This is a genomic window from Candidatus Acetothermia bacterium (assembly GCA_024653305.1).
Taxonomy (GTDB): domain Bacteria; phylum Bipolaricaulota; class Bipolaricaulia; order Bipolaricaulales; family Bipolaricaulaceae; genus JACIWI01.
Genome location: JANLFW010000002.1, coordinates 1 through 11,985, shown reverse-complemented (window position 1 = coordinate 11,985; position 11,985 = coordinate 1). Strand labels below are relative to the sequence as shown.

Annotated in this window: 13 protein-coding genes, 1 tRNA gene and 2 pseudogenes (1 of these 16 only partly in view); 10 read left to right on the top strand and 6 right to left on the bottom strand. The window is 67.1% G+C overall.

What is annotated here, in order from left to right:
* Both NUV94_01250 and NUV94_01245 read right to left on the bottom strand, forming a co-directional pair.
* Positions 1-1,231 carry the 5' portion of a hypothetical protein gene (locus tag NUV94_01250; protein ID MCR4391415.1) on the bottom strand. The gene continues 17 nt to the left of window position 1, outside the view, so the window shows 1,231 of its 1,248 coding nt (coding positions 1-1,231); the start codon lies at positions 1,229-1,231; the stop codon falls past the left edge of the window.
* Between the two features lie 24 nt (positions 1,232-1,255).
* Positions 1,256-1,408 (bottom strand): annotated as a pseudogene (locus tag NUV94_01245) (hypothetical protein).
* Positions 1,409-1,458: 50 nt separating this feature from the next.
* On the opposite strand from NUV94_01245, the gene NUV94_01240 reads away from it, so the two are divergent.
* Positions 1,459-2,205, top strand: a complete 747-nt coding sequence (locus tag NUV94_01240) for a DUF72 domain-containing protein (GenBank protein MCR4391414.1) — start codon at positions 1,459-1,461, stop codon at positions 2,203-2,205.
* Here the strand turns inward: NUV94_01240 and NUV94_01235 are convergent.
* From NUV94_01235 to NUV94_01225, 3 genes are all read right to left on the bottom strand, one after another.
* The gene (locus NUV94_01235; protein ID MCR4391413.1) at positions 2,156-3,481 is read right to left on the bottom strand and encodes a glycosyltransferase family 4 protein; all 1,326 of its coding nucleotides are present in this window, start codon (positions 3,479-3,481) and stop codon (positions 2,156-2,158) included. The genes NUV94_01240 and NUV94_01235 overlap by 50 nt on opposite strands.
* A gap of 447 nt (positions 3,482-3,928) precedes the next feature.
* Positions 3,929-4,402 (bottom strand): thioredoxin family protein, encoded by a 474-nt coding sequence (locus NUV94_01230; protein MCR4391412.1) that lies wholly within the window; start codon positions 4,400-4,402, stop codon positions 3,929-3,931.
* A 14-nt stretch (positions 4,403-4,416) separates the two neighbouring features.
* Entirely contained in the window at positions 4,417-4,752 is a 336-nt protein-coding gene (locus NUV94_01225; protein MCR4391411.1) for a DUF134 domain-containing protein, read from the bottom strand.
* A gap of 489 nt (positions 4,753-5,241) precedes the next feature.
* Between NUV94_01225 and NUV94_01220 the strand changes: the two genes are divergently transcribed.
* The 4 genes and pseudogenes from NUV94_01220 (at position 5,242) to NUV94_01205 (ending at position 7,530) form a co-directional block, all read left to right on the top strand.
* Complete coding sequence (locus NUV94_01220; protein MCR4391410.1) at positions 5,242-5,607, top strand: NifB/NifX family molybdenum-iron cluster-binding protein; 366 nt, start codon at positions 5,242-5,244, stop codon at positions 5,605-5,607.
* A pseudogene (locus NUV94_01215) lies at positions 5,591-5,782 on the top strand (P-loop NTPase). Before NUV94_01220 ends, NUV94_01215 begins: the two are co-directional and overlap by 17 nt.
* Positions 5,783-5,816: 34 nt before the next feature.
* Complete coding sequence (locus NUV94_01210) at positions 5,817-6,695, top strand: ATP-binding protein (protein ID MCR4391409.1); 879 nt, start codon at positions 5,817-5,819, stop codon at positions 6,693-6,695.
* A gap of 58 nt (positions 6,696-6,753) precedes the next feature.
* A complete protein-coding gene (locus tag NUV94_01205) occupies positions 6,754-7,530 on the top strand; it encodes an Mrp/NBP35 family ATP-binding protein (GenBank protein MCR4391408.1) in 777 nt (258 codons plus the stop codon).
* A gap of 39 nt (positions 7,531-7,569) precedes the next feature.
* On the opposite strand, the gene NUV94_01200 is transcribed toward NUV94_01205, so the two are convergent.
* Positions 7,570-7,974, bottom strand: a complete 405-nt coding sequence (locus tag NUV94_01200; GenBank protein MCR4391407.1) for a hypothetical protein — start codon at positions 7,972-7,974, stop codon at positions 7,570-7,572.
* A gap of 75 nt (positions 7,975-8,049) precedes the next feature.
* On the opposite strand from NUV94_01200, the gene NUV94_01195 reads away from it, so the two are divergent.
* From NUV94_01195 to NUV94_01175, 5 genes are all read left to right on the top strand, one after another.
* Positions 8,050-8,137, top strand: a tRNA-Leu gene (locus tag NUV94_01195).
* A gap of 16 nt (positions 8,138-8,153) precedes the next feature.
* Positions 8,154-8,702 carry a hypothetical protein gene (locus NUV94_01190; protein ID MCR4391406.1) on the top strand — a complete coding sequence of 183 codons (549 nt, stop codon included), beginning with the start codon at positions 8,154-8,156 and terminating at the stop codon, positions 8,700-8,702.
* Positions 8,671-9,057, top strand: a complete 387-nt coding sequence (locus NUV94_01185) for a helix-hairpin-helix domain-containing protein (protein ID MCR4391405.1) — start codon at positions 8,671-8,673, stop codon at positions 9,055-9,057. The genes NUV94_01190 and NUV94_01185 overlap by 32 nt, the downstream gene beginning before the upstream one ends.
* 175 nt (positions 9,058-9,232) lie before the next feature.
* A complete protein-coding gene (locus NUV94_01180; protein ID MCR4391404.1) occupies positions 9,233-10,273 on the top strand; it encodes a GNAT family N-acetyltransferase in 1,041 nt (346 codons plus the stop codon).
* 360 nt (positions 10,274-10,633) lie between these two features.
* Positions 10,634-11,752, top strand: a complete 1,119-nt coding sequence (locus NUV94_01175; GenBank protein MCR4391403.1) for a DUF362 domain-containing protein — start codon at positions 10,634-10,636, stop codon at positions 11,750-11,752.
* Positions 11,753-11,985: the final 233 nt, after the last annotated feature.

Sequence of the window (11,985 nt, the reverse complement as noted above, 5' to 3'; positions counted from 1 at the left end):
TTGGGATCTTGTGGAGGAGCCCAAGGAGCGCCTTCCGTTTCCGCGCGCTCAGGAAGCCTATGTGTTCATGGAAAAGCCTCAGGTTTTCGTCACCGGTTATCGTTATGATCCAGTAAGCCTTTTCGTTCACCGTTTTCTTTTGCAGGCGAGCCCAGATGCCGAAACGCAAGAGCGCGTAGAGCAATTCATGTGCCAGCCTGTGGCTTGCCGTGGAGCAAGCTATCCCCTCCCTTTTCACCCCTCCGTCGCCTTCGAAGAACGCTTGTAGGACCTCGCTCAGTTGTTCGTGGGAGAGCTTCGTCCAGAAGGGAGGCAACCGTTTCTCCGCTGCGGTTTTTCCCATGAGGGAACCCAACAGGGAGGTCAAGGCCCGGGAGGACACCTGAATGTCGCCCTTACGCCGTATTCCGTATTTACATCCCAACTTGTTCAGGGTGTTGAGCACATCCGTGCGGACGGCCTTCTCGCGTGACGAAATGAGCAGGTAACGCCTTTCGGCATGCCCTTCCGCCAAATAGTGTCCGAAGAAACGTAGCAGATGTGGTTCAAGCTTGAGCCGCAGGGGGAAAGAGTGGCGGGGGCTCATCTTGACGAGGACCTCGCTTAGATGCTCTTCCACCCAGCCTGAGGGCAGCTCGCTGCAGATCAAACGGAACTTCCTCAAGGGGATGCCCCCCTTTTTGTTCTTCAGAATCGCCCAAAGCTTAGCTCTAGAGTCAGTGTAGCATTTTCCGAGAATTTCCTGTACTTTCTTCCTGCCGAAGTCCGCAACTGAGTTGGAGAAGAATTCGGTAGCGTTCACGCTCACATCGGAGGGAAGAAGCTCTTCTAGATGAAGCTCTGCAAGCGGGGAAGGAGCGGGAAGGGAGAGGGGAATCGGCAGGTAGTCGGTCTCCGAGAGCTCGTCGGTCCGCAACAGCTTGGTCTCCCCGTCTCGGAGGGCGAAGAAATTGTGATCAGAGGTGGTCAGCACTTCTCGTCCACAGGCGGTACGTACGAGATACATCCGGTCTGGGGCGCGATGCCGGCTCACGGACACCACCGGCCGAAGATGGGCCTCTCCGGTTTGAGGGTTGAAGCTCAAGGCCTGAGGTTTGGGGTCGGGAACCGGAGCAACCTCCGTCCCATCGGCGGAGACGAACTTCTCCCTGGCTGTCTCAAGGAAGTGCTCCACGAAGCGGCCGATCGGTTCCAGCAAAGCCTCAAAGCCGTTTTCCTTCGCTTTGTACACGAGAAGCGGTTCGTCATAATCCAAGCTCTTCCCCGTGCCGGTGGCCCCGAGCAAGGTCTGGTACCGGAGCCCTTCGAGCACGCCCGCGGTGAGCTCCTCGATCGCCTTGGGCTGATCGCCCTGGGGCTTGAGCTTGGTCTTCAATTGAAACCGCACCCCCGCCGCCACCTTGGCCATAGCCCACGATTCTACCCGACCGGCGGGTCCCCACGCTATACTGGACCGCGATGCCACGGTTCCGGATTGGCTGCTCGGGATGGGTCTACCCCCACTGGGCAGGGCCATTCTACCCGGGGGACTCACGGGAGAAGGACTGGTTCGCGTTCTATGCGCGGCACTTCGACACGGTGGAAGTCAACAGCACGTTCTACCACTTTCCCCGAGAAGCTACGGTGCGCGGATGGGCCGAAAAGAGCCCGGACGGGTTCCTGTTCACCCTCAAGGCTTGGCGGGGGATCACCCACCTACGGAAGTTCAAGGGGACGGAGGACCTCGTGCGCCGGTTCTACGCGGTGGGGGCAGAGCTCGGGGACAAGCTCGGGGGAGTGCTGTTCCAGCTCCCACCGACCGTCCCGTACAACCCGGGCGTTCTCGCGCGGATCCTGGACCAGCTGGACCCGACCTACCGCAATACCCTGGAGTTTCGGCATCCGAGCTGGTTCAACGATGAGGTGGCCGAGCTCCTCCACGAGCGCGGGGTGGCCATGTGCATCGTGAGCGCCCCGGGGCTCCCGGAATTCGTGGTAGCCACCGCTTCCCATGCCTTTGTCCGCTTCCACGGCCGCGAGGAGTGGTACGCCTACCGGTACTCGGAAGAAGAGCTCCGAGGATGGGCGGGAAGGCTCTCGGGGCTTCCGGTGGACATGGTGTTCGCTTACTTCAACAACGATGCGTTCGCCTGGGCCCCAGAGAACGCGCTGCGGCTTAAGGAACTCGTGCAGGCACCGACGCCCGATCGAGCAAACCCTGAATAGCCCCGCTCAGCCGGTCGGCGGCCGCGGAGAAGGGGAGCCCGACGGCGAACCGGCGGGCCGCCTCCCCCATCTGCGGGAGCTCCTCCCGCCGGGCGAGGAGCTCCGCCAGCCCCTTGTGCAGGGCCTCCGGTCGGGCGGGCACCACTCGGCCGAACTCCGGGCGAACGAGGTCCCGGGCCGAGCGGTGGGCGGTGGTGAGCACGGGGAGCCCGGCGTGGAGCGCCTCCATCAGGGTCAGGCCATAGCTCTCGTGGCGGGACGGGAACACGTAGAGGTCGCTCAGGGCGAAGAACGCGTGTTTCTCCGCCCCGGTGACGTAGCCCGGGAAGTGCACCTCGGCCCGTCGCAGGCGCGCGGCAAGCCTCGCGAGCGTGCGCATGTAGCTCGCCCCGTGGATGTACGCCGGAGCCCCACAGATGAACGCCACGAGCTCTGTGCCCTCTCGTTTCTCCCACAACCGGAGGGCCCGCAGGAAGAGGTCCTGCCCCTTCTCCGGGGCGATCCGGGACAGCGTAAGGAGCACCGGGCGCCCCCCATCGAGCCCGTATCGAGCCCGCAGCGCCTGAACTGCCTCCTCCCTCCCGGGCGGCTCGGGCTCGGCGATCGTCCCCCAGGGCAGGGCGAGGACATCGCTCGCGGTGCGCCAGGGGTAGGCGGAGCGGAGGATCGCGGCCATCGTCGCGGATGGCACCACGAGGAGCTCACAATACCGAGCGCAGGCCTCCTGCTTGGCGAAGATCAGCCGGGCCACGTCCGGGAAGAATCGGGTCACCCCCGGTCGGGCGAGAGTGCGGAACGCCCGGGCCAGCACCGCGGCAGGCACTCGCCCCTTGAGGTAGATCTGGGCCGCGTAGTCGACCACGTCCACGTGAAAGATCGCGACCTGGGGGTAGCCGAGCCGGTGGATGGCGGCGAAATCCCCGGCCTCGGCGATGTCGTTGTGGAGCACGCAGACCGCGCGCGGATCCACGTCCCGGGCGAGGTCGGCCAGGAACGCGGTCACCCCGCGCTCGAACTCGCGGGAGAACCGGGCGTAGCCGGCCACCGTGAGGTCGGTGATGTGCTTCCCGCCCCCGGGAACGTGCCACGAGATCTGTCGGTAATCCACCCCTGAGATCCCATCCAGGCCGGGACCAGAGCCGACCACGGTGAGCGCGAACGGCCGCGTCTGGGCCCAGTGGCGCACGAGGTGGATCCCCACCTGGGCCCCGCCGCCGAGGGGAACCTCCCGCGTGTCGTAGCCGAGGTGCGCGCCGGCGAACACCACCTGAACCATGGCCTGCCAAGGTATGCTGGCGGCCCAACCTCCGGTATGGGGGAATCGGACTAGATCGCCGAACGGCTTGATTCCCCGTGAACTGTGGTACCACTCCACGTGTTCTGGGCAGCCAAGGACGCGGATGTCGGAGGCGATGTGCACCAACCATGGGCATCCATCGTCGGGTCGTAATGCCAGTCGAGCGTGATCTTGCCCTGCTCGGCGAGCCGGACGAGGAGGTCGAACACGCTGCACCAGCCCGGCTGGAACACATCCGCCCGAGCAGCCGTGATGCCGGCGGTGTCACCCGAAACCGGCCGATCCCTCGGATCTCCACCGGCACAGGTGCCGAGGGTGGCCGGCCGACGGCGACACCCGTGTCCCCACGTGCAGGGTGTTCCTTTCCTGCGTCCCGACCGGCGGGCTTCCGGATCGCCAGGTCATCGCATGCCCGTCACCGCGGTATCAGCGGGAGGTGAGTTGGAACACGATGAACAGCGCCGCCGCCACGGCTAGCGCGAGGAGGGAGGCCTCGAGCGGGCTCAGTTGCCACCCGACCTTGTCCGGCAGGCGCGCGAGCGGCGATGGGCACTGGGCGACGAGACACCGCTCCACCTCCTCCTGGATGAGGAGCTCCACCGCCCGGCCGATGCCCACCGTGGCCAGGTCGCCCACGAACACCACTGGCGTCTCCGTGGCCTCGATGTCGTAGGCGGCGGCCAAGTTCACCATCAGCCGCCATTCCTCGGGGTGGAACGCGACCTCGTGGTCCACCACGCGGAGGTCGGGGTATCCCTGGACGAGGGAGTCCAGGAACTCCCGCATGATCTCGCAGTGAGGACAGCCGGTGGCCCAGAAGAAGTGGAGCTCGACCTGGGCGGCGAACCCGACCACAGCGACACCAAGCAAAATGGCGAAGACCGGAGCGCGCTTCATCATGGACGGATGATACGCTACCCGCGAGGTGCACCCCACCGGTGCCTTCCCCGGCCGGATGGAAAGCGGATGTAGTCGGCTTGGGTGATGAAGATCGCCTTGCCGTGGACGAGGGCATCGGCGACCTTGGTCCGGCCGGTGGCGAGCAGGCGCTGCACGGTCCCCCGGGAGACCCCCATCCGGCGGCCCGCCCCCTCCTGGTCCAGGCCCAGGAGGTCACAGAGGCGCAGCGCCTCCAGTTCGTCCAACTGGAGCTGAACGGCGGGGAGCGTTCCCAACGGGACCCCGGCCGGCTTGAACACGCTCCGGGGCGGGGGCCCGTCGCACCATCGCAGCTTCGGCGGCCTCGGCATGGGACGATGGTAGTGGCGCCCCTCCGATGGGGCAACACGAGGCGCGTGGACAAAGTGCCCCCTAGCGAAAAAGATTCGCAGAATCGGTATTGACAGTTGTGTGCTTATGCTTATAATCTCCGCCGGAGGTGATCCGTATGCGCTGGCGCAACGTGTTCTACGCCACCGGGCTCCCCGGTTGGATGCGGTTCGGCTACTCCCCGGGCTGGGGGGATGCCGCCGGGTGCCCAGTACCTGGCCCAAACCGGCCAGCTCCCGGGCTTTGGGGCTTGGTTTTCCGCCCAGGGCCCCTGGGCTGGGGTCGCGGCTTTGGAAACCCCTACCCCTTCTGCCGCCGTTTCCCCTGGCTCCCCCGCGGCTGGTGGCGGTTCGGGTACGCGCCCCAAGCTTGGGGTTATGGAGCGTCGCCCTATCTCTGGGGCTACCCGTCCACGTCGTACCCCCAGCCGCCGGCGTATCCCTATCCGCCTGTCTGGTGAGGTAAGGGACATGCGGGTCTGTGTCCCCACCGCAGGACAAGGGGGCCTCGACGATCGGGTGGGGGGGCACTTCGGCCGGGTTCCCACCTACACGGCCTACGACACCGAGACGGGTGAGGTGGAAATCCTCCCCAATGCGTCCGAGCACATGGGCGGGGTGGGGCTCCCGGTCGAGCACCTGGCCCAAGCCGGGGTGGACGTGGTGATCTGCTCCGGACTTGGCCGCCGCGCCCTGGATCTCCTCTCCCAATACGGGATCGAGGTCTTTTCCGGGGCCACGGGCACGGTACGGGAGGCGATCGAGGCCTGGCAGGCCGGGCGCCTGGGCGGGGCCGACGCCTGCGACCGCCGCATCTTCCATGACCACGGCCACTGAACCCCTCTCCCTCCGGATCGCGGTCGCGTCCGGGAAGGGGGGCACGGGGAAGACCACGGTGGCCGTGTCCTTGGCCCTGGCGGCCCAGGCCTTGGGCCCAGTGATCCTGGCCGATTGCGACGTGGAAGAACCCAACGCCCACGTGTTCCTGTCCCCGGAGATCTCCCGTTCCGAGCCGGTAGGGGAGAGGGAGGGCCAGGCGCGATGAGATGACTGAGCTCGTCGTGATCTCCGGCAAGGGCGGGACCGGGAAGACCACGGCCGTGGGGGCGATCGCGGCCCTGGCCCGGGACAAGGTGATCGCTGACTGCGACGTGGACGCCGCCGACCTGCACCTTCTCCTCCGCCCGAAGGTGGAGGAGACCGTGAGCTACGAGGGCTCGGAACTGGCGGAGATCGAGGCACGGCTGTGCATCGGCTGCGGAAGGTGCCTGGAGGCCTGCCGGTTCGACGCCGTCGTACCTATGGACAACAGGTTCCGCATCGATTCGTTGTCCTGTGAGGGCTGCGGGGCGTGTGCCCACGCCTGTCCGGTGGGGGCGATCGAGCTCCGGCCGCGCCTCTCCGGCTGGATCCACGTGTCCCGGACGCCCTATGGGACCCTTGTCCATGGAGAGCTCCGCCCCGGGGAGGGAACGTCGGGAAAGCTCGTGACCCAGGTGAGGATGCGGGCGCGGGCGCTCGGCCGCCTGGAGGGGGCAAAGCTCCTCCTTGTGGACGGGCCCCCCGGGATCGGCTGTCCGGTGATCGCCTCCTTGTCCGGGGCGCATGCCGCCATGGGGGTGACCGAGCCCAGCCTCGCCGCCCTCCACGACCTGGCCCGGGTGGTGGAGGTGGCCCGCCACTTCCGGGTCCGCACATACGTGGTGATCAACAAGGCCGATCTCGCCGAAGACATGGCGGAACGGATCGAGGCCTTCGCGCTTGAGCAGGGCCTTTCGGTGCTGGGCCGCATCCCGTACGACGAGGCGGTCACCGAGGCCCAGGCGGCGGGCCGGCCGGTGGTGGACCGGTCGACCGGAGCGGCGGCCCAGGCCCTCCGGTCGATATGGGATCGGCTTTCCCAGGAACTCAACCTTCGCTCCTGAGAGCGCAGGCGGGACCAGGTGCCGGTCACGGGAAACGACCGGCGATGGAGGGGATGCTGTGAAGGCCGCAAACCATGTGGTCATGGTGCTGTCTGGCAAAGGGGGCGTGGGCAAGACCACGGTCGCGGTGAACGTGGCGGCCGCCCTGGGGCGGAGGCTTCGGGTGGGCCTCTTCGATGCCGACCTCCACGGCCCCAACGTCCCCAAGATGCTCGGGATCGAGGGGGCGACGATGCGCGTCCACGATGGAAAGCTCCTCCCCGTGCCTACGTCGTACGACGTGGCCGTGGTCTCCATCGCGTTCGGCCTGCCCACCGCCGACACGCCGCTCATCTGGCGGGGCCCCCTCAAGATGAAGGCGATCCGCGAGTTTCTCGAGGACGTGGCGTGGGGGGAGCTCGACCTCCTCGTGATCGATCTTCCTCCGGGGACGGGGGACGAGGCCCTGTCGGTGGCCCAGGTCGTGGGGCAGGTGGACGCGGCCCTCGTGGTCACGACGCCTCAGGCGGTGGCCCTGCTCGACGCCCGGAAGGCGGTGAACTTCGCGCGCAAGGTCGGGGTGAAGCACATCGGGGTGGTGGAGAACATGGCGAGCCTCCGTTGTCCGCACTGGGGGGCCGAGATCGACCTGTTCGGCCAAGGCGGCGCTGAGCGCATGGCCGAGGAGATCGGGGTGCCGTTCCTCGGGCGGTTGCCCCTCCTACCGGAGGTCGTCGAGAGCGGGGACAGGGGTCGCCCGGCGGTCGCGAGCGATCCCCCCGAAGTACGCGAGGCATTCCTTGTCCTCGCCCAACGGGTGTGGGACTTCATCGGGGGGCATGCCGGCCTGGGTTGACCGACCAAGCTCCACCGGGCAAAGTCCTTGTCAAGGGGGCTAGGGATGGTCAAGAAGCCGGGGGAGCTCTTCGAGGGGTTTCTTCGACGCCAGGGGATGAACGTCACCCAAACCCGTCGCGCCGTGGTGGAGGCCGTGTTCTCGCTGCCCAGCCACTTCGACGCCGTGGACCTGTGGACCGCCCTGCGCGACCAGCGGGTGTCCACGGCCACCGTGTACCGCACCCTGGACCTCCTGGAGAGGGCGGGTCTGGTGCGCCGCGTTTCGTTCGGCGAGGCCCAGACACGCTACGAGCACGTGCTGGGCCGCGAGGACCACGGGCACCTCGTGTGCCGAGCCTGCGGGCGGGTGATCGAGTTCGCAGACCTCCGCCTCCGGGGCCTCGTGAGCGAGGTGGCCGACCAGCATGGATTCGACCTCGCGGAGGTGGTGGTGCAGGGCCACGGATTATGCTCGGCGTGCCGGAAGGGCGCGGGCCGTGAGCCCCGCCCGCTCCTCAGAAGCTATAATCAGGGCCGCGCCGGGGTGGCGGAACTGGCAGACGCGCGGGACTCAAAATCCCGTGCCCCTTGAGGGCGTGTGGGTTCAAGTCCCACCCTCGGCACCAGGAAGGTGAACACGCGATGCTCAACGCCTTGCGGGTGATCACGTACCTCCTTCGTGGCCGGGTTCGCCTGTGGCAGTGCTACACCAACGTGACCTGGCGCACATGCGCGGCGTGCTTGCGCTGGCACGGCCGCATCGTCGCCGATCCCAGCGCCTTCCCCGATCACGACGGCTGCGAACACAAGCTGCTTCAGTTCCCGGTGTGGCAGCTCGCGGCGTTCCGGGAAAAGGGGCGGCGGATGGCGGAGCGAGCGGAGGCGGAGCTGACCCGGCGCAAGCTGTTCCAGGAGGCGACCCTCCTCTTGTCCCAGGACGGCGAACGGGCGGCAGCCCTGTTCGACCAGGCGGGGATGGTGGACGTATACCTCTCTGAGCTCGAACGCCTGGCCGCGGAACAGGCCGCGCTCCTCCAGGCGAACCCGGCGCTTCGCTCCCGCTTGGGGGAGGTCTTCCTGTACCGGTGGAAGGCGAAGTTCGCCAAAGACCGGTACGAGCGCCAGCCGGAACTCGCGCGCACCCAGCAGGAGCGGTGGGGTGTTCAGCGGATCAAGGAGCTCTTCCCGTAACGCCGAGCCGCGTTTCTGGGTCGCGGCGGTCCTCGTGTTTGCGGTGATCGTCTATGCGGGGGTACGGTGGATCCCCTGGCCGTCCCCCAAGCCCGTGGACATGGGGCCGGTGGATGTGCCGGCCATGGTGGTCCCGATCGTGTTCGAGGAGCCCGGCCCGCTTAACGTGAACCGGGCCTCGGCCGAGGAGCTGACCCAGCTCCCCGGGATCGGGCCGGTGCTGGCCGAGCGCATCGTGGCCTTCCGGGAGGCCCACGGCCCGTTCCGCACGGTGGACGACCTCCTCGCCGTGCCCGGGATCGGTCCCAAGACGCTGGCGGGGTTCCGCGACCTGATCACCGTAGATGGGGATTAGCGGCAAACCCTCGGCGTGAGGCTCTGGGAAGAAGCCGTGAACTCAAGAGCCTTTCAGACGGGGTCTTTACGAGAAACAGGTCTATTTCTAGATTCCTGGCCAATCGCTTCGGACAGCTCCTTGCATGGCCTGAACTGGAACGCTACGATACCCGCCTACGAGCACGAGGTGCGCGATGACACGCCGTTCGGCGGAGATCAGGCCGTTTGACCCCAGCGCGGCTCCGGTGGCGGAGCTGGCCGCGGTTCATGCCTTGTCCAGCTGTCTGCGGGCGGAGCACTGGCCCGAGGATCCTCCCCGGAGTCGGGACGATTTCGTACGGGAGCTGCGCACGGTGCCCTCGTTCGTGGTCCGGCGGATCTGGGTGGCCTGGCACGGGGGCGAAGCGGTGGGCGTGGCCACCCTCACCGCCTATGACACCCCGGACAACCGCCACGCGGCGGATGCCGACATCGGGGTCGCCCCGCCTTGGCGCAGGCAGGGGATGGCCAAGCGGCTTCTGGCCCCTATCGTGGCTGAGGCCAAAGCCCAGAGTCGAACGCTCCTCCTTGGCTCCACCGATTCGGCGGTCCCGGCCGGAGCGGCGTTCATGGAGCGGCTGGGGGCCCGCGTCGGCCTCGTCTCCCGTACCAACCAGCTCGACCTGGCAGGGTTGGACCGGGGCCTGCTGCGCGCCTGGCAGGACCGGGCACCCCGCGATGAGTTCGAGCTCGAGTGGTGGATAGGGCCGTATCCGGAGGAGAACCTGGCCGCGGTGTGTGCCCTGAAGGAGGTCATGAACACCGCTCCCCGGGACAGCCTCGAGGTGGAGGACTGGCACTTGACCCCGGAGGTGGTGCGCGAGCAAGAGGCGGCGCTGGCCGCGCGCAAGGTGGAGCGGTGGACGCTTTACGCCCGGCACCGGGCCTCGGGGGAACTCGCCGGGTACACGGAGGTGTTCTGGGACCCGGGCCAGCCCGAGGTGCTCGGCCAGGGGGACACCGGTGTGCTCCCCAAGTACCGTGGGCATGGCCTGGGGCGGTGGCTGAAGGCGGCGATGGCGGAGAAGGTGCTTAAGGATCGCCCTCAGGTGAAGCGGATCCGCACCGGCAATGCGGCGTCGAACGCGGCCATGCTCAAGATCAACCACGAGATGGGGTTCCGCCCCTACAAGACCTGGACCACCTGGCAGGTCGAGATCGAGCGCGTGAAGGAGTACCTGAAGTCAGGCGAGTAGAGGCTCTTTGCCTGTGATTTCCCCTGACGGGGTAAGGTTCAACCCCAGCCGCGACAGAATGAACAACGGGCCGCGTCGAGCTCCTGGTGTTGGACTGCCAGATTTGAACATTCCGGTTGGGTTTTCCAGTGGGACACGAGGCCCCCCGAAGTTCGTGGTTCCGTCCCGTATGGAGCCACTGCCCCTGTGGACCAGCACCATGCGGGGTTCCCAAAGGGACCGCCCGTCTACCAAAGCGGCCAGCCATACCGGGTTCCCCGGTCCCAAGGGGGTTGATATGCGGTATAGCTCTGGCCCTGCTGCCATGTCCCGGTCAAGGAGCATTGCCCGCCCGCTTTCGCCTGGGATACTTGGGTAGCCATGCCGAAGGCACAGGTGGCCGTGGTCCGCGCTTCCGACTACGAGCTGGGCTCGGTTCGGCCGGCGGTGGAGCGGGCCTTGGACCTGATCGGCGGGCTGGAGTCCGTGGTCCGGCCAGGGGCCCGGGTGTTCGTGAAGATCAACCACCTCCCCCCACCCTCCCCGCCAGAACGGGGGATCATCACCCATCCTAAGCTTGCCGAGGCCATGCTCACCCTCCTCCGCGACATCACCCCCCACATCGCCCTCGGCGACGACATCCACCAGGCCAATCCCGCTGGGTTTGCGGTTTCAGGTTATCGGGAGCTCTGCGGACGGCTTGGGGTGGAGCTCGTGAACCTGCGGGAGCGGGGGTTCGTGCTGGTCCCCTGCGCAGGGGTCGTCCTCCGCGAGGTGTTCTTGGCCCGGGCGGTGGCCGAGGCCGAGGTTCTCATCGACCTCCCCAAGCTCAAGACCCACTCCCTGACCCTGTTCACCGGGGCGGTAAAGAACATGTACGGGGCCATCCCTGCTGGCCTACGGACCCGCTACCACGGGGAGCATCCAAAGCCCGCGGAGTTCGGCCAGCTTCTTGTGGACATCTTCTCTGTGGCCAAGCCCCACCTCACCCTGATGGACGGGATCGTGGCCATGGAGGGCGCGGGCCCGGCCAACGGGACCCTTCGGCCCTTGGGCCTCGTCCTCGCCGGCCGGGACGCGGTGGCAGTGGACGCCGTGGCTTCCCGGATCATCGGGATCGACCCGTTCGCGGTGGGCACCACCAAAGCAGCCCACGAGCGAGACCTTGGGGTGGGTGACCTTCAGGAAATCGAGATCCTGGGCGAACCAATTGAAGCCGCGCGCGGCTTCCGCCTCCCCCCGATCCCGGCCGGTGAGATCGTAGGCTGGTTCCCCCGGGCCCTCACCGGATTCGTGACCCGCCAGCTCCGGCCGAAGCCCAAGGTGGCAACCAAGCGGTGCATGGGGTGCGGAGCCTGCGCCGCAGCCTGCCCCACTGGGGCCGCCCAACTCCGGGCGGGAAAGGCCAGAATCGACCGCAGGCGGTGCATCCAGTGCATGTGCTGCCACGAGGCCTGTCGGTTTGGGGCGATCATCCTCTCCCGGCGCCTTGGACCTTGAGACTTTGCCGGCGCTTCGGGGTCTACCATCGGATTTGTGCCCGGTGATGTAGCTAGTAGGATGGAGGTGTGGCGGGGGTGTGGCTCTTGGGGTCGGCGGCCCCTTCGGGCGCCGCTCGGCTTGAAATGCCGCCCCAGAAGAGACCGATCGCCTCTGGCGATCGGCATCTCTCTCCGCCTCTCTTTTCATCCAGCATCGGTTGTCAAGGTCAAGTCCTGCAATCAAACATTGGC

Coding starts and splice junctions, on each gene's coding strand:
- NUV94_01240 (MCR4391414.1), top strand. CDS start 1,459: ATGCCACGGTTCCGGATTGGCTGCTCGGGATGGGTCTACCCCCACTGG.
- NUV94_01235 (MCR4391413.1), bottom strand. CDS start 3,481: ATGGTTCAGGTGGTGTTCGCCGGCGCGCACCTCGGCTACGACACGCGG.
- NUV94_01230 (MCR4391412.1), bottom strand. CDS start 4,402: ATGATGAAGCGCGCTCCGGTCTTCGCCATTTTGCTTGGTGTCGCTGTG.
- NUV94_01225 (MCR4391411.1), bottom strand. CDS start 4,752: ATGCCGAGGCCGCCGAAGCTGCGATGGTGCGACGGGCCCCCGCCCCGG.
- NUV94_01220 (MCR4391410.1), top strand. CDS start 5,242: ATGCGGGTCTGTGTCCCCACCGCAGGACAAGGGGGCCTCGACGATCGG.
- NUV94_01210 (MCR4391409.1), top strand. CDS start 5,817: ATGACTGAGCTCGTCGTGATCTCCGGCAAGGGCGGGACCGGGAAGACC.
- NUV94_01190 (MCR4391406.1), top strand. CDS start 8,154: ATGCTCAACGCCTTGCGGGTGATCACGTACCTCCTTCGTGGCCGGGTT.
- NUV94_01180 (MCR4391404.1), top strand. CDS start 9,233: ATGACACGCCGTTCGGCGGAGATCAGGCCGTTTGACCCCAGCGCGGCT.
- NUV94_01175 (MCR4391403.1), top strand. CDS start 10,634: ATGCCGAAGGCACAGGTGGCCGTGGTCCGCGCTTCCGACTACGAGCTG.